This window comes from Methylobacterium sp. 275MFSha3.1, assembly GCF_900108435.1.
In the GTDB taxonomy this organism is placed as follows: domain Bacteria; phylum Pseudomonadota; class Alphaproteobacteria; order Rhizobiales; family Beijerinckiaceae; genus Methylobacterium.
In genome coordinates, this window is record NZ_FNWP01000023.1 from 72,858 (window position 1) to 93,600 (window position 20,743).

Consider the following 20,743-nt stretch of genomic DNA (forward strand, 5'->3'; position numbering starts at 1 on the left):
CTACCGGTAGCCCTCGGCCTGGAGAGCGAACAGCTCGGCGTAGCGGCCGCCCCGCGCCATGAGGGCGGCGTGGCTGCCCTCCTCCAGGACCCGGCCGCCCTCCAGGACGAGGATGCGGTCGGCCATGCGCACGGTGGAGAAGCGGTGCGAGATCAGCACCGTCGTCCGCCCGGCCGACAGTTCCCGGAACCGGGCGAAGACGTCGTGCTCGGCCCGGGCGTCGAGGGCGGCGGTCGGCTCGTCCAGGATCAGGATCTCGGCCTCGCGCATGTAGGCCCGGGACAGCGCGACCTTCTGCCACTCGCCCCCGGAGAGGTCGAGGCCGCCGGCGAAGCGCTTGCCCAGCGGCTGGGCGTAGCCCGCGGGCAGGCGCTCGATCACCGGGGCCGCGAGCCCCCTTGCCGCCGCGGCCGCGATGCGGTCCGCGTCGTCGGCGGCCGCGATCCGGCCGACCGCGACGTTCTCCCCGGCGGTGAGGTCGAAGCGGACGAAGTCCTGGAAGATCGCCCCGATCCGCGCCCGCAGGTCGTCGAGGTCGTAGGCGGCCAGCGGCACGCCGTCGAGGAGCACGCGGCCCTCGTGCGGGTCGTACAGCCGGGTCATCAGCTTGACGATCGTGGTCTTGCCGGCGCCGTTGCCGCCGACCAGCGCCACCGTCTCCCCGGCCCGGACGGCGAAGGAGAGGTCGCGCAGCGCCCAGACCTGCGTGCCCGGGTAGCGGTAGCCGACCCCCTCGAAGACCAGCCCCGCGCGGATCGGGCTCGGCACTGGCGCGGGCCGCGCGGGCGAGCGGATCTGCGGCCGGATCGCGAAGAAGGCGTAGAAATCCTCGAGGTACTGCGCCTGGCCGGTGATCTGGGTCAGCCCGAGGAGCAGCCCCTCCAGGCCGCCGCGCAGCCGCTGGAACGCGCCGGCCAGGAAGGCGAGGTCGCCCACCGAGAAGGCGCCCGCCACCGTGCGCCAGACGATCACCGCGTAGGCGGCGTAGTAGGCGAGCGTCCCGAGGCTCGCGAAGGCGAAGCCCCAGCCGGCCCGGGCGACCGCGAGGCCGCGGTTCTCGGCGAGCAGCCGCCCCGCCACCGCGGCGTAGAGCCCGGTGAGGTAGCCCGCGAGGCCGAAGAGCTTGATCTCCTTGGCGGTCTCGACGCTGGCGCCGAGGTAGCGCAGGTAGTCGATCCGCCGCCGCTCGGGGCTGCGGATCCAGGCGAGGCGGTAGCCGGCCTTGGTGAAGTGCCACTCGTTGAGCACCGCCGGGACCAGGGCGGCGGCGATCAGCACGACGAGCCAGGGCGTGAAGGCCGCGACCCCGACCGCCAGGGTCGCGAGGGTGAGCAGGCCCTGGAGCTGGCCGAACACCGTGCCGATGAGGCCGGTGCGGCCGCTGACCTGCCGGCGGGCCCGCTCCAGCCGGTCCTGCTGGGCGCTGTCCTCGAACTGCGCGAGGTCGAGCTCGGCGGCGTGCGCCATCAGCCGCAGGGAGGCCGCGTTGGCGTAGAGGTCGCCGATCAGGGTCTCGACGAGGCTCGAGAGCCGGCCGGTCAGGTCCGAGAGCAGGGCGAGGCCGAACTCGGCGGCGACGAGGCCGGCGAGCCGCGCCCGGCCGGGATCGGCGAGCCACGAAGCGAGCCCCGCCTCCGGCGCCGGCCGGGCGTGCTCGGCCACGATCCCGTCGAGGATCAGCTTGGCGAGGTAGAGGGTCAGGACCGGCAGACAGGCCGCCACGAGGCGCAGCGACAGGCTCGCCGCCAGCAGGCGCGGGCTCGCGGCGGCGATCTCCCGGAACAGGGTCGGCAGGTAGCGCAGAGCGCCGACACGCGCGCCCAGGTGCGCGCCCAGGCGCTTGCCGAGTCGCTCACCCAGCCGCCGACGCAGTCCCGCCCTCGGCCGCGGTGCGGGCCCGCTCATACCCTGGGGATGACCAGCCGGGTTTCGGGCGTGGATTGGACGACGTGCAAGGATATCATTAACTGTAGATGCACATAGTTTTAATCCTCGTCGAGTGGTGCGTGCTCAGCGGTCCTGCAATCCTCAGAGTTTCGGTTCTCCTCATCATTGCCGGCATCCTCGCGGCGGTGGTGCAGGCCCTGCTGCCGAGCCCCGCACCCGGACCGGCGATTCCGCCCGCGTCCGCTCCGGAAACACCGGCGGCCCCCCAGCCCTCGGCGACGGTCCGGCGCGTCGAGCCGCCTCCTGCGGCTCCCGCGGCGCCGCCCGCCCCGGCCGCTCCGTCCGCCCCGCCCGCGGCGGTCGAGCCCGCCCCCGCCCCGTCCGGCGGCGCTCCGGCGCCGACGCAGATGCCCTCCGACGCGACGGCCTTCCCCGCCGAGCCGCTCCCGCGGGAGGCGCAGCCCGAGCCGTCGGCGCAGGAGGCGGCCGGTCAGGCCGAGGTCGACCGGGCGGAGGACAGCGCCGGTCCCCGGGCCCTGGCCATCCTCGATCTCAACACCGCCTCGGTGGCGGATCTCAATCACCTGCGCGGCGGCGGCGCCATCGGCCGGGCGATCGTCGCCAAGCGGCCCTACACGTCGGTGGAGCAGCTGCTGTCGAAGCGCGTGCTCAGCCGGCCGGTCTACGAGAAGATCAAGGATCAGGTGACCGTGCGGTGAGCGGCCGCGGCCCCGCGACCCGCTCCGGCCCGCTCCGCCTTGCGGCGTCCGAGGATATAAACTAGCGCTGTGCGGGATATCCCAGGGGTCCGCGCATGCCGCTCTACGTCAAGGATCCGCAGGTCGACGCCCTCGCGGCCGAGCTCATGACGCTGCTGGGCACGAGCAAGACCGACGCGGTGCGCCGCGCGCTTCAGAACGAGATCGCCCGCCAGACGAACCGGCCTGATCTCGTCGAGCGGACGGCCGACTTCGTCCGTGCCCTGCACGAGCGTGCCGGTCCGGACCGGAAGCCCGCCGACGCGGCGTTCATCGACGGTCTGTACGAGCGCACCTGAGGCGGGACCCGATGTTCGTGGATGCGTCGGCCCTCACGGCGATCCTCACCGACGAGACGGATGCGGCCGCCCTGGCGGCCCGGCTTCAGCGGGCGCTGCGCCGCGTGACGTCGCCCCTGGCGGTCTGGGAAACCGGCGTGGCCGTGGCGCGCCACCTCGATCTCCCGGTCCCGGCCGCCCGCGAGGCGGTGCACGCCTATCTCGACCTCGCCGGCATCGAGATCCTGGCCGTCCCGCCGGAGGCCGAAGCGGGCGCGCTGGACGCCTACGACCGCTTCGGCAAGGGCCGGCACCCGGCCGGCCTGAACTTCGGCGACTGCTTCGCCTACGCCTGTGCCCGCGCCCACGGCGTCCCGCTGCTCCACAAGGGCAACGACTTCCCGCTCACGGACATCGAGACCGCCTGAGGCCGACGGTCCGCGCGCGGGACAGGCGGGGCGCGGCGGGCGGAGGACCGCTGCCGCGCGCCCTCAGATCTTCGTGCCGAAGATCTCGGCCACCTGCGGGATGTCCTTGTCGCCGCGGCCCGACATGTTGAGCACCATGAGGTGCTCGGCCGGGCGCTGCGGCGCGAGCTCCAGGATCTTGGACAGGGCGTGGGCCGGCTCCAGGGCGGGGATGATCCCCTCCAGCATCGAGCAGAGCTTGAACGCCTCCAGGGTCTCGGAATCGGTCGCCGACAGGTAGGTGACCCGGCCCATCTCGTGCAGCCACGCGTGCTCGGGGCCGATGCCCGGATAGTCGAGGCCCGCCGAGATCGAGTGCGCGTCGGCGATCTGGCCGTCCCCGTCCATCAGCAGGTAGGTGCGGTTGCCGTGCAGCACGCCCGGCTTGCCGCCGGTGAGTGAGGCCGCGTGCAGGCCCGACTGGACGCCGTGGCCCGCGGCCTCGACGCCGAAGATCTCGACCTCGCGGTCGTCCAGGAACGGGTGGAACAGCCCCATGGCGTTCGAGCCGCCGCCGATGCAGGCGACGAGGGAATCCGGGATCCGGCCCTCCTGGGCGATCATCTGCTCGCGGGTCTCGCGGCCGATCACCGACTGGAAGTCGCGGACCATGGCCGGGTACGGGTGCGGGCCCGCCACCGTGCCGATGCAGTAGAACGTGTCGGCGACGTTGGTGACCCAGTCGCGCAGCGCCTCGTTCATGGCGTCCTTGAGGGTCTTGGTGCCGGATTCCACCGGGATCACCTCGGCGCCGAGCATCTTCATGCGGAAGACGTTGGGCGCCTGCCGGGCGACGTCGACCGCGCCCATGTAGACGACGCACTTGAGGCCGAAGCGCGCGCAGAGCGTGGCGGTGGCGACGCCGTGCTGGCCGGCGCCGGTCTCGGCGATGATCCGCGGCTTGCCCATGCGGCGGGCCAGCAGGATCTGGCCCAGCACGTTGTTCACCTTGTGGGAGCCGGTATGGTTCAGCTCCTCGCGCTTGAAATAGACCTTGGCGCCCTGCCCCGCCGGCGCCTTGGCGCGCAGGTGCTCGGTGAGGCGCTCGGCGTAGTAGAGCGGGCTCGGCCGGCCGATATAGTGGGTGCCGTAGCTCTCCATCTCGGCCTGGAAGGTCGGGTCCTGCTTGGCCGCGTCGTAGGCTGCCTCCAGCTCGAGGATCAGCGGCATCAGCGTCTCGGCGACGAAGCGGCCGCCGAAGATGCCGAAGCGGCCGCGCTCGTCGGGGCCGGTGCGGAAGGAGTTGGGCTCGGGGGCGATGGTCACGGGACGGATCCTGCGCGCGCGTGTCGATCTGTTGCCGGGTGCCTAGACCCATGTCGCCGTCACCGCAATGCGGCCAGCCGCGCGCGTAACCGGATCGGGCGCCGGCGCGAACGGGCTGTCAGCATCCGGCAGGAGGTTGACCATGGCTCTTCGCGACACGTTCCGCACCCTCTCCCGCCCGGTCCTCGGGGCGAGTCTCGGGCTCGGCCTCGCGGCTGCCGTCCTGCTCCCCCGGCTTCCGGCCTTCGCCGAGGAGGCGCCCCGGCGCCTGCCGGAGGCCGTGACCCGCTCCGCCGAGCCGCCGGGGCCGCGCGTGGCCGTCTTCGCCGGCGGCTGCTTCTGGGGCGTGCAGGGGGTGTTCCAGCACGTGCGCGGGGTGAGCGGCGCGGTGTCGGGCTACGCCGGCGGCACCCGCGCGGAGGCCGATTACCGCACCGTGAGCGGCGGCGGGACCGGCCACGCCGAGGCCGTGTCGGTCACCTACGACCCGTCGGTCATCCGCTACGACGAGCTGCTGCGGATCTTCTTCTCGGTGGCCCTCGACCCGACCCAGGTGGATCGCCAGGGACCCGATGCCGGGCGCCAGTACCGCTCGGCCCTGTTCCCGCAGGACGCCGACCAGGCGCGGGTGGCCGGGGCCTACATCGCCCAGCTCGACGCGGCCCAGGCCTACGCGCGGCCGGTCGCCACCCGGATCGAGCCGGGCGCCGCGTTCTACCCGGCGGAAGGCTACCACCAGGACTTCATGGCCCTGCACCCCGGCCACCCGTACATCGCCGCCAACGACGCGCCGAAGCTCGAGGCGCTGCGGACCCTGTTCCCGGAGCGGACGGCCGCGCAGCCGGTGCTGGTCAACCGCCCGCCGGCTTGAGCGCTCCCCGTCATCGCGAGCGCAGCGAAGCGACCCAGGGCAGCGCGACATCCCCCACAGCTTAGAGCCCCCCTGGATTGCTTCGCTGCGCTCGCAAAGACGGCGCTGAGGGACCTAGTCCGTGTGAGGGTCGGTCCGCCGCCTTCCCTATTCCTCCGGCGGGCGCGGCCGGCCGAAATCCGGGGCCGCGGTCTCCTGGCCCTGCGCCACGATGCTGCGCCGGATCGCCCGGGTGCGGGTGAACATCGCGTGGAGCGCGTCGCCGTCGCCCCAGCGCACCGCCTTGGCGAGCGCCGACAGGTCCTCGTTGAACCGGCCGAGCATCTCCAGCACCGCCTCGCGGTTGTTGAGGAAGATGTCCCGCCACATGGTCGGGTCCGACGCCGCGATGCGGGTGAAGTCGCGGAACCCGCTCGCCGAGAACTTGATCACCTCGGACTGCGTCGCCGCCTCGAGGTCGGCCGCGGTGCCGACGATGTTGTAGGCGATCAGGTGCGGCAGGTGGCTGGTGATGGCGAGCACGTGGTCGTGGTGCTCGGCGCTCATCGTCTCGACGTCGGCGCCCATCCCCGCCCACAGGGCGCGGACGGTCTCGATCGCCGCCGGATCGGTGCCCTCGGGCGGGGTCAGGATGCACCAGCGGCCCTGGAACAGGGTCGCGAAGCCCGCGTCCGGCCCCGAGAACTCGGTCCCGGCGATCGGGTGCCCGGGGACCAGCGCGACGCCCTCGGGCAGGTGCGGCCGGACCGCCGCCACCACGGCGCCCTTCACCGAGCCGACATCCGACACGATCGCGCCGGGCTTGAGATGCGGCGCCATCTCGGCCGCCGCCGCCCCGATCGCGCCCACCGGCACGCACAGGATGACGAGGTCGGTGCCGGCGGCGCCCTCCGCCGGGTCGCCCGTGACGACGTCGGCGATGCCGAGCTCGCGCACCCGGGCGCGCACGGCCGCGTCGCGGTCCACCGCCACGATGGTCCGGGCGAGGCCGTAGCGGCGCGCCGCCCGGGCGATCGAGGAGCCGATCAGCCCGAGGCCGACGATGGCGAGGCGGCCGACGGCGGGCGCCTCGGCCTTGAGCGGCTCAGCCATGCCGGCCCCGCACGAAGTCGCCGAGCGCGGCCAGGAAGGCTTCGTTCGCCTCGGCGCCCGCCACCGTCACCCGCAGGGCGTTGGGCAGGCCGTAGGCGGTGACCCGCCGGGTGATGAGGCCGCGCTCGGTCAGGAACGCGTCCGCGTCCTCCGCCGAGCGGCCCGGCGCGTCGGGGAAGTGGATCAGCAGGAAGTTCGCGACGCTCGGCGTGACCTCCAGGCCGAGCGCGCGGGCCCCCTCGGTGAGCTTCGGCAGCCACTCGGCATTGTGGGCGGCGGCGGCGGCCATGTGCGCCTCGTCGGCGATGGCGGCCGAGCCCGCGGCGATCGCCGGGCCCGAGACGTTGAACGGGCCCCGGATCCGGTTGACCGCGTCCGCCACGTGCGCCGGCGCGACCATCCAGCCGATCCGCACGGAGGCGAGGCCGTGGATCTTCGAGAAGGTGCGGGTCATCACGACGTTCTCGGCCTCGAGGGCCAGCTCGAGCCCGGCCGAGTAGTCGTTCGCGCGGACGTACTCGGCGTAGGCGCCGTCGATCACCAGCAGCACGTGCGGCGGCAGGCCGGCGTGGAGGCGGCGGATCTCGTCGAAGGGCAGGTAGGTGCCGGTCGGGTTGTTGGGGTTCGTGACGTAGACGATCCGGGTCCGGTCGGTGACCCGGGCCAGGATCGCGTCGACGTCGACGGTGAGGTCGCGCTCGGGCGCGACCACCGGCTCGCCGCCCGAGGCCAGGATGGCGATCCGGTAGACCAGGAATCCGTGCTCCGAGTAGATCCCCTCGGTGCCTGGCCCGCCATACGCGTAGGCCAGCAGCGACAGGAGCTCGTCCGAGCCCGCGCCGCAGACGATCCGCTCGGGATCGAGCCCGTAGCGCCGGGCGATGGCGGTGCGCAGCACCGTGGCGCGCCCGTCCGGGTAGGTCTCGAGCTTGGCGGTCGCCGCGTGGAGGGCGGCCAGCGCCGCCGGGCTCGGGCCGAGGGGCGTCTCGTTGGAGGACAGCTTGTAGACCTTGCCGCCCCCGGGCCGCCCGCTCTTGCCGGGTACGTAGGTGTCGATCGCCAGGACGCCGGGACGCGGTTCCGGACGGGCGGGTCGGGGGGCGGACATTGCGGTGCGACTCGGGATGCGCGGGGTTCGGTCGGTTCCGCGCCCGTCTACAGCATTTCCTCGGCCGGTGAACCCGGGGCCGACTCCGGAGGTGCCGGCCCGACCGTGCCGGGGCGACTTGTCCGGCCCCACGGAGTCGTGCCTGTATGCCGGCGCTCCGCCGACAGGCGCCCACCACGAAGGATCCCCGCATGCCCCTCGAACGCTACCTGGACGGCGGCGCCCACATCCTCCCCGCCGACGACTCGCTGATCCGCTTCGCCATGACGAACGGCCAGCGGGTGATCGCGGTCGAGGTCCCGGTTCCCGTGCTGCGCCAGCAGTTCGGCGGCGCCGACCTCGCCCCCCTGGAGCTGTTCGCCCGCAATCAGGCGGTGATCGAGGCCGCGGCGAGCCAGGCCTACGACCGGACCGAGACCCCCAACGACCTCCTCGATCTGGGCCCGGAGGATTTCGACACCCGGCCGGCCTCGGCCAGGACCTGATCGGCGGGACTTCATCGGCGGGACTTCAACCAGCGCGATCCATCCGGGGCGCCGCGGCAAATCGGCGACGCGCAAATGCCGCGGGGCACTCGCCACGTTTCGGCCTGTTGAACCGGGAGAACAGGGGCGCGTCGGGCGTGCCCCGACCCGCAACCCCTGGATGGATCGACGATGCCCGGTGACCTGATCCCCTGCAGCCTCTTCCTGATCGGGATCCTCGTTTCGGTCGCCGCGGATTGCCGCCTGCGGCGCGCCGAGGCGGCGCCCTGGGCCAACGGCTGCATCACGGCCGCCGGCGCCGCCCTGGTCTTCGCGGCCTGCGCGACCGCCATGCGCTGAGGCGCCGGCTGAGGCGTCGGCGAGGAACCGTCAGACACCGGACGGACTTTCCCAGCGGCAACCGGGGGCGCGCCGAGACGCGCGGCGCCCCCGGTCGCGCGGCTGTCCGGGCGAGGTTCCCATGGTTTCGATGCAGGCCCTGATCGGCTGCGGTCTCGTGCTCACCGGCATGCTGATCGAGAGCGCGGCGAGCCGGCACTGGCGGGCGGGCGTCCGTGCGGACCGTCTGGATGCCCGGGCCGCCCTCGCGCTCGGCCTGCCCGCCCTGGGGCTCGCCGTGATGGCCGCCCCGATCGCGTGAGCGACCCGGCCGGGCCTGACCGTCCGGCCCGCCCGCGTTGACGCTCGGCCCCCCGCGCATTACCTCGGCGGGGCTGGCCGCGTCGGGCGAGTGCGGCGCGTCAGGCGATCCCGTGCTCTCCCGGTTCGGATCCGAACCGATACACGGTCGTCAAGACCCGCCATGGACACCCAAACGGACACGGCCCTGAGGCCGGACCCGATCGACGAGCCGGCGCGGCGCGCGTCCGAGCGCTCGCAGGCGCTCGACCCGCGGAGCCCGGTGGCGCGCTTCGACGCCGACACGCCCCTGCTCACCGACGCGGGCGTCGAGCTCGCGCCCTTCCAGATCGCCTACCAGACCGCCGGCACGCTCAACGCCGCGCGCTCGAACGCGGTCCTGATCTGCCACGCGCTCACCGGCGACCAGTACTTCGCCCACACCCACCCGGTGACCGGCAAGCCCGGCTGGTGGGAGACGCTGGTCGGCCCCGGCAAGCCGATCGACACGGACCGCTACTTCGTCGTCTGCTCGAACGTCATCGGCTCGTGCATGGGCTCCACCGGCCCGGCCTCGATCGACCCGGCGACGGGGCGGCCCTACGGGCTGAACTTCCCGCTGGTGACGATCCGCGACATGGTCCGGGCCCAGGCAATGCTGCTGGAGCATCTCGGCATCCGGGACCTGTTCCTGTGCATCGGCGGCTCGATGGGCGGGATGCAGGTGCTGCAATGGGCGGCGCTCTATCCCGAGCGCGTCTTCGCCGCGATGCCGATCGCCACCGGCGCCCGCCACTCGGCGCAGAACATCGCCTTCCACGAGGTCGGCCGGCAGGCGATCATGGCCGACCCCGCCTGGGCGGACGGGCGCTACCTCGAGGCGGGCACCCGGCCCGCCAAGGGGCTCGGCGTCGCCCGGATGGGCGCGCACATCACCTACCTGTCCGAGCCGGCGCTGCACCGGAAGTTCGGCCGGCGCTTCCAGGGCGGCACGGCGCCGACCTTCTCGTTCAACGCCGATTTCCAGATCGAGAGCTACCTGCGCCACCAAGGCCTGAGCTTCGTCGAGCGCTTCGACGCCAACGCCTACCTCTACCTGACCCGGGCGATGGACTATTTCGACCTCGCCGAGGACCACGACGGCGTGCTCGCCAACGCCTTCCGGGGCACCAAGACCCGCTTCTGCGTGATCTCGTTCACCTCGGACTGGCTGTTCCCGACCCGCGACTCCCGGGCGATCGTCCACGCGCTCAACGCCGCCGCGGCGCCGGTGGCCTTCGTGGAGGTCGAGAGCGACAAGGGCCACGACGCCTTCCTGCTCGACGAGCCGGCGATGTTCTCCGCGGCCCGCGGCTTCATCGACGCCGCCGCCCGGGCGCGCGGGCTGTGACGCGGATGGCGAGCGGCGGGCCCGGCAAGATGACCTTCGGCAAGCTGCCCCTGGGCAAGATCTCTTTGGGTAAGATCGCCTCGGGCAAGGTCCGCCACGGCGCCCCCTGGGAGGGCGCGGACGCCCTGCCCCACGCGGCCGAGGGCGGCGGCGCCCGCGTCGACCACCTCGTCGTGCTCGGCCTCGTCCCGGCCGGCGCCCGGGTGCTCGACATCGGCTGCGGCGACGGCTCGCTGCTGGCGCTGCTGCGCGACCGCCGCGGCATCGACGGGCGCGGGATCGAGCTGTCCCGCGAGGGCGTGAACGCCTGCCTCGCCCGGGGCCTGTCGGTGATCCAGGGCGACGCCGACACCGACCTCGCCAACTACCCGGACGGCGCCTTCGACGTCGTGGTCCTGTCCCAGACCATCCAGGCGACCCGCAATCCCCGGGTGGTGCTGGAGCACCTGCTGCGCATCGGCCGGCAGGTGATCATCTCGTTCCCGAATTTCGGGCACTGGCGGGTGCGCTCCGAGCTGGCCTTCCGCGGGCGGATGCCGGTCACCGAGATCATGCCGGACGCGTGGTGGGAGACGCCCAACATCCACCACTGCACGATCCGCGACTTCGTCGGTCTCTGCCGCCTGATCGGCGCGCGGATCGAGCACGCCACGGCGCTGGACGCCCGCGGCCGGCCGATGCGGTTCTCCATGCCCTGGTGGGTCTGGAACCTGTTCGGCGCGCAGGGCGTGTTCCTGCTCCGGCGCGAGGATGCCGGGCCCTAGCGCCGCTCCCGAGCAAGGCGAGGCGGTGGCGCGTCGAGCCCGTGCCGGACGAGGCGCGGGTCCCCTCTCCCGTGCGGGAGAGGGACAGGGTGAGGGATCAGCTCCGTCCGGACGAGGCACACCCCCGTCGCGCCGTGATGGCTCGCTCGACCTCGAAGCGTCTTGTCCCTCACCCCAACCCTCTCCCGCACGGGAGAGGGGGCGGGGCGCGGATGTCTCGACCGGGGTCGTCGTCCTTCCCAACCGTTGCAACACGATCGGAAGCGGCCCCGGCATCGCGCCGCTGTTGTCCGGCGCTCGAGGGTCGCCGCGCGGCGCTGTCTCTCCCGGGCGCACCCGCGGCGCCCCGGCCCGGCGATTCCGCAATCCGTCTGAAATAGAGCAGAAACGGAGCTTGGCTATTTCTGGTCGCGTTCCCGTGATCGGACCGTGATTACGGATTCGTCCGGCGTTCATCCCGAGACGTGCGGGTCCACGAGGGGTCGTGGACTGTGCCCGGCTGCGCGGAAGACTTGCCGCAACCGCGAATTCCAGCAGGGTCGACAGGACACGTGCGCCGCGCGATCGTTCACATCGGGATGCCCCGAACCGGCTCCACCGCGTTCCAGGAGGTGCTGGCCCGCCTGCGCCCCCGCCTCGCCGCGGCCGGGATCTGCTACCCGAACCTCGCCCCGCCGGGCGCCCCCGGCAGCGACGACGTCAACCACTACCGGCTCGGCCAGGCGCTGGACCGGCGCCGCGGCGCCGCGGAGCGCCGGGAGGCCCTCGCGCGGCTCGACGCGATCCTGGCCGCCACGCCGGCCGACACGGTCCTGCTCTCCTACGAGGATTTCTCCGTCCAGCGCCCGTTCTGGCGCGTTCCCGAGATCCTGTCCGACCTGTTCGCGCGCCGCGGCTTCGCCCTGGAGGCGGCGCTCGTGGTCAAGCCGCAGGCCGAGCAGCTGGCCTCGGCCTACGCCCTGCGGGCGCAGGTCGTCGCCGAGGGCCGCACGTTCCGCGGCTTCCTGCGTTCCGAGGGCGGGTCCCGGCGCTACGACTACGCGGACCGGCTCGAGCCCTGGCGCCGCGCCGCCGCGGGGCGCGTCACCGCCCTGCCGTACCGCGACCGGCGGTCCGACGCGCCGCTGCTGGCGCGGCTGGTCGACGGGCTCGGGCTGGGCGAGCGCCTCGCGCCGCTCCTCGGCCCGGCCGACCTCGCCTACCGTACCAACCGGAGTTCCGGGCCGGTCGCGGTCGAGGCGTCGCGCCGCCTGTACCGGCTCGGCGTGCACCGTCAGGTGACCGGGCATCGCCGGCTGCTCGGCCACGTCCTCGACGACTGGGCCTGGGCGCGGGGGCTCGACGCGGAGCGGTTCCGCGGCGGCGCCCCGGAGGGGCTGGCCCGCGTCGCGGCGCGCTACGCGGCCGGGAACGCGCGCTTCGCCGCCGCCTGCTGGGGGCAGAGCTGGGACGCGGTGATCGCGGCCGCGCCCGCCGCCCCGCCGAACGAGCTCGCCGCCGGGCCGGTCGCGCCCGAGACGGAGGCCGCGGTCGAGGCGCTGGTGCGGGCGGCGGCGGCGCGGGCCGCCTTCCGGTCCCCGCCCGCGTGGCGGCGGCGGACGGCCCACATCCTAGAGGAGTGCCGGGAGCGCCTCGGCGAGGCCGTCGGCTACCCGGTCTGGCGCGTGCCGTAGGGGCCCGCGCGTGTCGATGTCCGAGAACCGGCGGCCGCCCGCGCGGACGCCGCCCCAGGCGTGTGACTAGGCGGTGGATATGTGCGTCGTGCAGAAGATCCCGCAGACGGTTCCGGCCGGCCTCCCTCCGGGCCCCGTGACCTGGCACCCCCTCCAGGCGCGGGAGGCGCGCTGGGCGCGCCTCGGCCAGGTGCCGGTGATCGCGTGGCTGACCGGCCTGTCGGGGGCCGGGAAGTCGACGCTGGCGGCGGAGGCCGACCGGACCCTGGTGGCGGGCGGCCGGCACAGCGCCGTCCTCGACGGCGACAACCTGCGCCACGGGCTCAACGCCGACCTCGCCTTCTCGCCGGAGGACCGCGCCGAGAACGTCCGGCGCACCGCCGAGGTGGCGCGGCTGATGGCCGAGGCGGGGACGGTGGTGATCGTCTCGCTGATCTCGCCCTACCGGGCCGACCGGGCGCTGGCGCGCCGGATCGCCGGCGACATCCCGTTCCTGGAGGTGTTCGTCGACACGCCGCTGGGCCTGTGCGAGGCCCGGGACCCGAAGGGCCTCTACCGGCTGGCCCGCGCCGGCCGCATCCCGGGCTTCACCGGCATCTCGGCGCCCTACGAGGCGCCGGAGCGGCCGGACCTGACGATCGCCACCGAGGGCCGCGGCACCGCGGCCTGCGCCCGCGCCCTGAGCGCGCGGCTGATGCGGCTGAGCCGGGCGGGCGCGGGTGCGGAGCGGGGGCGGTGAGCGTGTGGTTCCCGACGCGCACACCGGGTCCTCCCAGCCATCCCCTCATCCTGAGGTGACCGCGAAGCGGGGCTCGAAGGAGGGGTCCAGCCGGCCGCGCGATCCCTGGAGCCCGCCTTCGAGGCCTGCGCTTCGCTCCGGCACCTCAGCCGGCATCTCAGGATGAGGGCGCGAATTGGGAGGCGCCTGGCTCGCCCTACCCGCCCGGCCAGCGCAGCTCCGCTCGCAGGCCGCCCAGCGCCGAGCGGCCGAAATCGAGCCGGGCGCCGGCGGCCTCGGCGACGTCGCGGGCGATGGCGATGCCGAACCCGGTGCCCGGCCGGCTCTCGTCCCAGCGCTGGCCGCGCCCGATCCCCGCGATGGCCGCGGCGCTCATGCCGGGGCCGTCATCCTCGACGGCGAGGCCCGGCTGGCCGGCGTCCGTCCCGGCTTCCGTCCCGGTGATCCGGACCCGCCGGTGCGCCCACTTCCGGGCATTGTCGAGGAGGTTGCCCAGCACCTCCATCAGCTCGCCCTCCTCGCCCGGATAGGCGAGGGTCCCGGGCACCGCCACGGCCCAGTCGAGGGACCCGCCCTCCGGCAGCCGCCGCAGGGTCGCGACGAGGCGTTCCGCCACCGGGGCGACCGGGCAGGACCGCCGCCGCAGGTCGCCCCCGGCCGCGACCCGCGCCCGGGCCAGCGCCCGCTCCACCTGCCCGCCCATGGCCCGCGCCTGCTCGGCGATCTCGGCCGCCAGCGCCGGGTCGGTCGGCCCGGTCCGGCGCGCCAGCGCGTCCAGCACCGCCAGCGGCGTCTTGAGGCCGTGGGCCATGTCGGCGGCTGCGTCGCGGGCGCGGACCAGGGCGCGCTCCTGCGCGTCGAGCAGCCGGTTGAGGTCGGTGACCAGTGGCCGGACCTCGTCGGGGAACTGCTCCGGCAGCCGCGCCCGCCGCCCGGCATGGACCGCCAGGAGCTCCGCCTGCAGCACCCGGAACGGGCCGAGCGCCCGGTGCACGAACAGGCCCATCGCCAGGGTCAGGACGACGAACAGGGCGACGAGCGCCGGGACGAGCAGGCGCAGGAAGGTGGTCCGGCTCGCCGCGAGGCCGCGCCGGTCCTCCGCCACCGCGACCCGCAGCGCGGTCTCGGCGCCCGGCGCGCCGATCTGCAGCGGCCGCACCACCGCGATGAGCCGGCCGCCGTCGGGCCCGGTCGTGTCGAGGGTCGCGGGGGCCTGCGCGCCCGCCCCGGCCGGTCCCAGGTCGAGGCTCCTGTCCCAGAGGGAGCGCGAGCGCAGCGCGCGCGATCCCGCCTCGACCTGCCAGTACAGGCCGCCGTAGGGCGTGGCGAAGCGCGGGTCCGGCAGGTCCCGGGACAGGGTCGGCGTCCCGTCCGGCGCGAGGCCCACCCGGCCGGCGATGAGCTTGGCGGTCCGGTCCAGATCGGCGACGGTGCGGGCGTCGAGCACCCGGTCGAGGATCACCGTGAGGCCGATCCCGGCGAGCACCAGCGCCAGCGCGATCAGCGCGGCCGCCGCGAGGCCGAGCCGCAGGCGGAGGGAGTCGCGCCTCACGGCCCGTCCGGTCCGGTGATCAGGTAGCCCTGGCCGCGGCGGGTCTCGATCACCCCCGGCCCGATCTTGCGGCGCAGGCGCGTCAGGAGCGCCTCCAGGGCGTTGGCCTCGCGCTCGGTCCCGACGCCGTGAAGGTGGTCGAGCAACTCGCCCGCGGGCACGACCTGCCCCGGCCGGTGCAGCAGGAAGGCCAGCAGCCGGTATTCCAGGGCGGTCAGCTCCGTGGGCCTGCCGTCGACGCTGACCGCGCGGGTGCGGGTATCGAGCTCGACCGTGCCGGCGCGCAGCACCGGCGCGGCGTGGCCGGCGGTGCGCCGCAGGATCGCCCGCAGCCGCGCGACCAGCTCCTCCATGCGGAACGGTTTGGCGAGGTAGTCGTCGGCGCCGGCGTCGATGCCCTCGACGCGCTCGCGCCAGCCGTCGCGGGCGGTGAGGATCAGGACCGGCAGGGCGATGTCGGCCGCGCGCAGGCGGCGCAGCACGCCGAGCCCGTCGAGGCGCGGCAGGCCGAGATCCAGCACCATGGCGTCGTAAGGCTCGGTCTCGGCGCGGAACCACGCCGCCTCGCCGTCCGCCACCACGTCGGCGACGTAGCCGGCCCTCTCCAGCCCCTGCCGGATGTCCGCCGCGATGCGCGGTTCGTCCTCGACGATCAGGACGCGCACGGGCCGGCCTCCTCAATCATCGTCGTCCTCGTCCAGGATCTTCAGAGTGCCGGCATCGACCTTCACGGTCCGGCGCTTCCCGTCGGGCCCGAGGATGCGCAGCTTGTACAGCCAGTGCCCGTCGTCGTGCTTGAGATCGACCGACACGACGTCGCCCGGCACCGCCGCCCGGGCCGCCGCCAGCACCGCGTCGAGGGGGCGGATCTCGCCGCTCTCCAGGGCCCGGCGGGCCCGGTCGGCATCCTCGGAGGCGTGCAGGGGCCCGCCCGCGAGGGTGGCCAGCAGGCCGAGGGCGAGAACGAGGGCGCGGCGGGGCGGGAACGGGCTCATGCGGGCGCAGGCTAGGCCGCGCCGCCTGACGGGACGCTGACAGCCGGCGTCAGGGTCGCGGGGCGGGGCTTCGGCACAAGGGCCGCCATAGCCCTTCCGGAGACCTGAGACCATGTCGCTCTACGTCGGTATCCTCCTCGCCTGCGCGGCCGGCCTGGCCGGCACCCTCCTCTGCCCGGACGACAGGAGCGGCCGCTCGCGCCTGCCGCTCCTCGCCGCGCTCCTGATCGGCGGCCTGTCCTGGCACGCCCCCGCCCGGGCCGGCGAGATCCTGCGCGGCCCCGCCCAGGTGATCGACGGCGGGACGCTGCGCGTCGGCGGAAGGCCGGTGAGCCTGTTCGGGATCGCCGCGCCGGAGGCGGACGCGACCTGCGCGGATGCCCAGGACCGGCCCTACCCGTGCGGCCGCGACGCCGCCCGGGCGCTCGCCGACCGGATCGGCGGGGCCAGCGTCGCCTGCGAGACGCGGGGCGAGGCCGGCGCGGCGCTCTGCCGGGTCGGCGAGGCGGATCTCGGGGCCTGGATGGTGGCGCAGGGCCTCGCCCTGCCCGACCGGGACCTCGCGCCGGACTACGCGCCTGCGGCGGACCGGGCCTGGGGGCGCCGCCTCGGCCTGTGGTCGGGGGTGTTCCAGGATCCCGCCGAGCGGCGGGGCCGCCGCGCCGCCGCGGGCCTGCTCGCCGCCGGGTGACGCCCCGTCCTCACGGGAACGCTCCCGGGCGCGCCCGGTTGGACCGGAGAGCCCGCCCGGGCGGCGGTGGACCCGCGGAGGCCCCATGAGGATCCTGACCCGTACCACGCTGCTCGCCGTCCTCCTCGCCGGCGCGACGGGGACCGTTCACGCCGCCGAGGGCCGGGGCAAGGCCGAGGGACGCAAGGATGCCGGCGCGCCCACGACCAGCATGGGCGCGGGCGGCCTCAGCGGCACCGGCTCCACCCGGGACGGCGCCCGCACGGGCCCGGTCGAGAGCAAGGGGCAGCCGGGCGGCGCGAAGCCGCCCTCCGCCCCGAAGGCCGGGACGGGCCGCTGATCCGCTCCGGCACCTCGGGATGAGGCGACGGGTCGGGGATTCCGCCCGGCTGGGCCGCGCTACTGCGAGCGGCGGCTGAACGAGACCGCGTAGGCCTGGACGCGGGCGTCGATCAGCGGGTCGTCCGAGACCTCGATCCCGTCGGTCAGGTTGTTCGGCATGAACAGCAGCGCCTTCTCGGCCTCGGCGCTGTCGGGCACGACCTTGCTCACCGTCACGGTGCCGAGATCGACCGTCTTCCGGTCGTCCGGCCAAGGCTTGGTGGCGTCGTTGGTCGGGTCACCCGGCTCGGCGAGCTGGGCCAGCATCCGGAACCTCGCCGGAGTCTTGGCGACCCGCGGGCCGATCTCGGCCATCAGGAAGTTCGGATCGCGCTTGGCAGCCTCTTCGGGCGGGAGGATCTCCTCGCCCTCCACCGGCACGAAGCGGAACCGGAACGGCTGCCGCTTGCCGGCGGCGTCCACCAGGATGAAGGCGTTGACGCCGTTGTAGGTCTGCCGGGCGAGGCTCGACGGGGTCCTGGCGGTCCCGCCCGCGGTGGCGGCGGCCGGGTGGGCGGCGGCGAAGCGCTCCAGCGCGGTCGGATGGGCGGCCTTCGGGCCGCTCTCGGCGGCGGCCTGCAGGAGGTCGCGGAACTCCTCGCCCGTGGCGACCGGGAAGTACTTCAGCGAGTTCGTGACGACGTCCATCTCGGAGCCGTCGCTCAGCTTGAACTTGAGAGCGAGGCCGTGCGGGTTGGCGTCGGCCGCGCCGTCCGGGATGGTCGGGACGCCGGTGGCGTCCGAGAACCGGACCGTCACCGGCACCGCCGGCCCCTGGAACAGGGAGGCCTTGCTGATCTTCGCCGCCTCGGGCGACGGGGTGAAGCTGCCCTCGGCGACCACGCCCTTGGCGTGGTTGGCCCGCGCCCCCGGATGCTTGCCGAACAGCGTGTTCATCACGTCGATCGTCTGCTCGGCGGTGGAGGCCTCCTGGGCCAGGGCCGGGGCGGCGGCCGCGAGCGCGGTGCTCAGCAGGAGGGCGAAACCCGATCTCGAACGCAGCATGGAAACCTCTCGGCAGCGCGGGCTCTCGGGAGCCGGTCAATGCGGACCGGCCCATCTTCTAGGGAGCGAGGCAGCGAGGGCACAACCAAAAGCTATGCCGCGGCGGAGCTGGGGTGTGGGTTACGTCGCGGCGGCAGGCCGCAGATCGAGAACTTCGTCTCTGCTTCGCTCCGCTCGCAAAGACGGTGAGGAGCCCGCTACCGCGCGCCGCGGTGGAGGTCGCCCTCGATCAGCAGGGCGCTGCGGCTGTCGAGCCGCGAGCGGTAGACCTGCAGGTTCTCCATGACCCGCTGCACGTAGTTGCGCGTCTCCGTGAAGGGGATGCGCTCCACCCAGTCGATCACGTCGACGTCGCCCTTGCGTGGGTCGCCGTAGGCGTCGATCCACTTCTTCACGTTGCCGCCGCCCGCGTTGTAGGAGGCGAAGGCGAGCACGTAGGAGCCGCGCCAATCCTCCATCAGCTCGCCGAGATGGGCCTGGCCGAGCCTCGCGCAGTAGGCGGGGTCGCTGGTCAGGCGGTCGACGTCGAAGGCGGTCGAGACCCGGCGGGCGGTGCGCTGGGCGGTGGCCGGCATCATCTGCATCAGCCCCCTGGCGCCGACGCCCGACTGGGCGCGCGGGTCGAACTGGCTCTCCTGGCGGGCGATGGCGTAGACCATGGCCCGCTCGACCTGCGGGACCGCCGTGAAGGTCTCGTAGGTGGGAATGCCGATCGTCGGGTAGGCGTGGGCGTCGAGCGGCAGGCCGCGCTGGACCGCGAGCTTGCCGATCGCCACCAGGGCGCGGGCGTCCTTCATGTCGGTGGCGAGGTCGCCGAGCGCCTGGAGCTCGCGCGGGTCCGAGAGGTCCCGGGCGGCGTCGATGTAGAGCGGCAGGGCCAGCTCCTTGATCCCGGCCTCGCCGAGCAGGCGCAGGGCGCGGATGGAGAGCCGCCCGTCGAAGGCCTGGCGCTCCGCGCCCTCGAGGTCGGCCGGCGCCCGCAGGGGCAGGCTGGTCTGGCCGAGCCGGGCCCGGGCCACCTGGCCGTAATAGGCGATCGGCTGCAGGGCGGCGCGCTCGTAGAAGCGCTTCGCCTCCTCCGACTGGCCGAGCGCCTCGGCCGCCCGTCCCTGCCAGTAGGCGGCCCGCGCCACCGAGATCGGGCTCTCGGCGATCGCCGCCACCCGGGCGAAATGCTGCGCGGCGGCGGCGGGATCGCCGGCGAAGCGGAGCGCGATCCAGCCGGCGTGGAACTCGGCCTCGATGCGCTTCTCGGGCGAGCGCGCTGCCGGCTGGCTCGCCACCGCGTAGGCGGTCTTGGCATCACCGAGGTCGAGGAGCTTGCGCGCCACGATCCGGCGCTCGATCCACCACTCGTCGCCGTCGACCAGCACGTCCGGGTTGCTCGGCGCCGTTGCGAGCACGGCGGCGGCGGCTTCGGCCTTGTCGGCCCGGCGGAGATACTGCGCCCGGGAGAAGATGTAGGACGCGTCGCTGCGCAGCGACGGCGGCACCGCGGCGAGCGCGGCCGCGGCGCCCGAGGACTTGTCCTCCACGGCCCGGCGGGCGCGCACGAGGCTGGCATAGGCGCCGCCCGCGTAGCCGGCGGCCCGGCCGGCGCTCTCCCAGTCGTCCTTCAGGAGCGCCCGCTCCATCCGGTAGCGGTGGTCGACCCGGGTCAGCGCGTCCGGGAAGGCGTCGAGCACCTTCGCTTCCAGGCTCCGCCCGAAGCTCTCGGTGCGCCAGAGGTCTCGGACCATCTCGGCGGCGTCGGCGTCGCAGCCGTCGGCGCGCAGGGCCAGCGCCAGGGCGAACTTGCCCGGCGCGCTCACCGGCTTCGCCGTGGCGAAGTAGGCCCGGACCGTCGCGGGCGCCTTCTTCTCGGAGAGCAGCGCCTCCTCGGCCCGGCGGCGCAGCAGCGGGCCGGCCGGCCAGTCCGGATTGGCCCGGACGAAGGCCACGGTGCGGTTGAAGCCGATCCCGGCGCCCGCGCGGATCGCCACCCACTCGAGCAGCGCCTTCGCGGCCGGGTCGGTGAAGCCGTCGCGCATCCGGTCGCCGTCGGCGACCCGGCCCTTGCGGTAGAGATCGATGGCGCCGCGCAGCAGCGTCGGGTCGGTGTCGCCGGAGATCTTCGGGCGCGCGGGATCCGGCACCTCGGGCACCGGGGCCGCCGGAGTGACCGCGGCGTCCGGCAGCGGGAAGGCCACCGGGGCGTCGGGGTCGGCGGAGGCGTAGGCCGAGGCCGCGGCCGGCAGCGTCCGGGCGGGCTCCTCGCCCTTGTCGTCGCCGCTCGAGGCGTGGACCGGGTCGAGCTTCAGGGCGTCGGCCGCGACAGGGTCGCTCGCCTTCACGGCCTGCGCGCCCCGGACCTGGGCGGTCGAGAGGGCAGCGTCGCTCGCCGGCGGCGCGGGCTGCGTGGCCGGCGGCGTCGTGGGCGCGTCGATGCCGGCTTGGCCGGCTTGGCCGGCCGGGCCGGCGAGCGCCACGCCGACGGTGGCGACGAGCGCGGCGGCGGTGAGGGACGTGCGCTTCGGGGCCGGATGCGAGGGCGCGGGTCGGATCACGATTCCCCCCTACTGATCACCGGAGCGGGAAAGGTCGAGGATCGGGCCGTGACCATTAAGATCGCGTTAACCGTCCCCACGATCTGTTTGCGCGCCGTGACGCGACCGCCTATGTCTGCCGGTCCGTGCCCGTACGATGCGGACCACGCGCGGCGCCGAGACCGCCGAAATCCCAGC

General features: G+C 74.4%; 22 protein-coding genes. 13 read left to right on the forward strand and 9 right to left on the reverse strand.

Features of this window, described 5'->3' with window-relative positions:
* Complete coding sequence (locus BLW78_RS23925; protein WP_091682510.1) at positions 1 to 1,905, reverse strand: ABC transporter ATP-binding protein; 1,905 nt, start codon at positions 1,903 to 1,905, stop codon at positions 1 to 3.
* Positions 1,906 to 2,294: 389 nt separating this feature from the next.
* Here BLW78_RS23925 and BLW78_RS32175 point away from each other — a divergent pair, with 389 nt between their 5' ends.
* The 3 genes from BLW78_RS32175 (at position 2,295) to BLW78_RS23940 (ending at position 3,351) form a co-directional block, all read left to right on the forward strand.
* On the forward strand, positions 2,295 to 2,606 hold the full coding sequence (locus tag BLW78_RS32175; protein WP_348272464.1) for a helix-hairpin-helix domain-containing protein: 312 nt from the start codon (positions 2,295 to 2,297) through the stop codon (positions 2,604 to 2,606).
* Between the two features lie 95 nt (positions 2,607 to 2,701).
* Positions 2,702 to 2,944, forward strand: coding sequence for a type II toxin-antitoxin system VapB family antitoxin (locus BLW78_RS23935; protein WP_091682513.1), 243 nt, complete (start codon positions 2,702 to 2,704; stop codon positions 2,942 to 2,944).
* A gap of 11 nt (positions 2,945 to 2,955) precedes the next feature.
* Positions 2,956 to 3,351 (forward strand): type II toxin-antitoxin system VapC family toxin, encoded by a 396-nt coding sequence (locus BLW78_RS23940; protein ID WP_091682515.1) that lies wholly within the window; start codon positions 2,956 to 2,958, stop codon positions 3,349 to 3,351.
* Positions 3,352 to 3,414: 63 nt separating this feature from the next.
* Here BLW78_RS23940 and trpB read toward each other — a convergent pair whose 3' ends face one another.
* Positions 3,415 to 4,656, reverse strand: a complete 1,242-nt coding sequence (gene trpB / locus BLW78_RS23945) for a tryptophan synthase subunit beta (protein WP_020095227.1) — start codon at positions 4,654 to 4,656, stop codon at positions 3,415 to 3,417.
* A 142-nt stretch (positions 4,657 to 4,798) separates the two neighbouring features.
* Here trpB and msrA point away from each other — a divergent pair, with 142 nt between their 5' ends.
* A complete protein-coding gene (msrA, locus tag BLW78_RS23950; RefSeq protein WP_091682517.1) occupies positions 4,799 to 5,527 on the forward strand; it encodes a peptide-methionine (S)-S-oxide reductase MsrA in 729 nt (242 codons plus the stop codon).
* A 147-nt stretch (positions 5,528 to 5,674) separates the two neighbouring features.
* Here the strand turns inward: msrA and BLW78_RS23955 are convergent, their stop codons facing one another.
* Positions 5,675 to 6,619, reverse strand: coding sequence for a prephenate/arogenate dehydrogenase family protein (locus BLW78_RS23955; protein ID WP_091682518.1), 945 nt, complete (start codon positions 6,617 to 6,619; stop codon positions 5,675 to 5,677).
* The gene (locus BLW78_RS23960; RefSeq protein WP_091682520.1) at positions 6,612 to 7,727 is read right to left on the reverse strand and encodes a pyridoxal phosphate-dependent aminotransferase; all 1,116 of its coding nucleotides are present in this window, start codon (positions 7,725 to 7,727) and stop codon (positions 6,612 to 6,614) included. Before BLW78_RS23960 ends, BLW78_RS23955 begins: the two co-directional genes overlap by 8 nt.
* A 191-nt stretch (positions 7,728 to 7,918) precedes the next feature.
* Between BLW78_RS23960 and BLW78_RS23965 the strand changes: the two genes are divergently transcribed.
* The 7 genes from BLW78_RS23965 to cysC all read left to right on the forward strand — a co-directional run bounded on the left by BLW78_RS23965 (position 7,919) and on the right by cysC (position 13,396).
* On the forward strand, positions 7,919 to 8,212 hold the full coding sequence (locus BLW78_RS23965) for a hypothetical protein (protein WP_056523934.1): 294 nt from the start codon (positions 7,919 to 7,921) through the stop codon (positions 8,210 to 8,212).
* A gap of 171 nt (positions 8,213 to 8,383) precedes the next feature.
* Positions 8,384 to 8,551, forward strand: a complete 168-nt coding sequence (locus tag BLW78_RS31510; RefSeq protein WP_170855227.1) for a hypothetical protein — start codon at positions 8,384 to 8,386, stop codon at positions 8,549 to 8,551.
* 121 nt (positions 8,552 to 8,672) lie between these two features.
* Positions 8,673 to 8,852 carry a hypothetical protein gene (locus BLW78_RS23970; protein WP_091682522.1) on the forward strand — a complete coding sequence of 60 codons (180 nt, stop codon included), beginning with the start codon at positions 8,673 to 8,675 and terminating at the stop codon, positions 8,850 to 8,852.
* 162 nt (positions 8,853 to 9,014) lie between these two features.
* Positions 9,015 to 10,220, forward strand: coding sequence for a homoserine O-acetyltransferase MetX (locus tag BLW78_RS23975; RefSeq protein ID WP_091682523.1), 1,206 nt, complete (start codon positions 9,015 to 9,017; stop codon positions 10,218 to 10,220).
* A 5-nt stretch (positions 10,221 to 10,225) separates the two neighbouring features.
* Positions 10,226 to 10,984, forward strand: a complete 759-nt coding sequence (gene metW, locus BLW78_RS23980; RefSeq protein ID WP_244527037.1) for a methionine biosynthesis protein MetW — start codon at positions 10,226 to 10,228, stop codon at positions 10,982 to 10,984.
* A gap of 578 nt (positions 10,985 to 11,562) precedes the next feature.
* The gene (locus tag BLW78_RS23985; RefSeq protein ID WP_091682568.1) at positions 11,563 to 12,657 is read left to right on the forward strand and encodes a hypothetical protein; all 1,095 of its coding nucleotides are present in this window, start codon (positions 11,563 to 11,565) and stop codon (positions 12,655 to 12,657) included.
* A 79-nt stretch (positions 12,658 to 12,736) separates the two neighbouring features.
* A complete protein-coding gene (gene cysC / locus BLW78_RS23990) occupies positions 12,737 to 13,396 on the forward strand; it encodes an adenylyl-sulfate kinase (RefSeq protein ID WP_020095217.1) in 660 nt (219 codons plus the stop codon).
* A gap of 196 nt (positions 13,397 to 13,592) precedes the next feature.
* Here cysC and BLW78_RS23995 read toward each other — a convergent pair whose 3' ends face one another.
* Genes BLW78_RS23995 through BLW78_RS24005 form a run of 3 tightly spaced genes read right to left on the reverse strand, consistent with a single transcriptional unit; the run spans position 13,593 to position 15,943 of the window.
* Positions 13,593 to 14,948 (reverse strand): sensor histidine kinase, encoded by a 1,356-nt coding sequence (locus BLW78_RS23995; RefSeq protein ID WP_091682525.1) that lies wholly within the window; start codon positions 14,946 to 14,948, stop codon positions 13,593 to 13,595.
* On the reverse strand, positions 14,945 to 15,613 hold the full coding sequence (locus BLW78_RS24000) for a response regulator transcription factor (protein WP_091682527.1): 669 nt from the start codon (positions 15,611 to 15,613) through the stop codon (positions 14,945 to 14,947). The genes BLW78_RS23995 and BLW78_RS24000 overlap by 4 nt, the downstream gene beginning before the upstream one ends.
* A gap of 12 nt (positions 15,614 to 15,625) precedes the next feature.
* A complete protein-coding gene (locus tag BLW78_RS24005; protein WP_091682528.1) occupies positions 15,626 to 15,943 on the reverse strand; it encodes a PepSY domain-containing protein in 318 nt (105 codons plus the stop codon).
* A 112-nt stretch (positions 15,944 to 16,055) separates the two neighbouring features.
* On the opposite strand from BLW78_RS24005, the gene BLW78_RS24010 reads away from it, so the two are divergent.
* Both BLW78_RS24010 and BLW78_RS24015 read left to right on the forward strand, forming a co-directional pair.
* The gene (locus BLW78_RS24010; protein WP_091682530.1) at positions 16,056 to 16,634 is read left to right on the forward strand and encodes a thermonuclease family protein; all 579 of its coding nucleotides are present in this window, start codon (positions 16,056 to 16,058) and stop codon (positions 16,632 to 16,634) included.
* Positions 16,635 to 16,719: 85 nt separating this feature from the next.
* The gene (locus BLW78_RS24015) at positions 16,720 to 16,974 is read left to right on the forward strand and encodes a hypothetical protein (RefSeq protein WP_091682539.1); all 255 of its coding nucleotides are present in this window, start codon (positions 16,720 to 16,722) and stop codon (positions 16,972 to 16,974) included.
* Between the two features lie 59 nt (positions 16,975 to 17,033).
* On the opposite strand, the gene BLW78_RS24020 is transcribed toward BLW78_RS24015, so the two are convergent.
* Positions 17,034 to 18,020, reverse strand: coding sequence for a catalase family peroxidase (locus tag BLW78_RS24020; protein ID WP_091682541.1), 987 nt, complete (start codon positions 18,018 to 18,020; stop codon positions 17,034 to 17,036).
* Between the two features lie 197 nt (positions 18,021 to 18,217).
* Positions 18,218 to 20,566 carry a transglycosylase SLT domain-containing protein gene (locus tag BLW78_RS24025; RefSeq protein WP_091682542.1) on the reverse strand — a complete coding sequence of 783 codons (2,349 nt, stop codon included), beginning with the start codon at positions 20,564 to 20,566 and terminating at the stop codon, positions 18,218 to 18,220.
* Positions 20,567 to 20,743 lie beyond the last annotated feature (177 nt).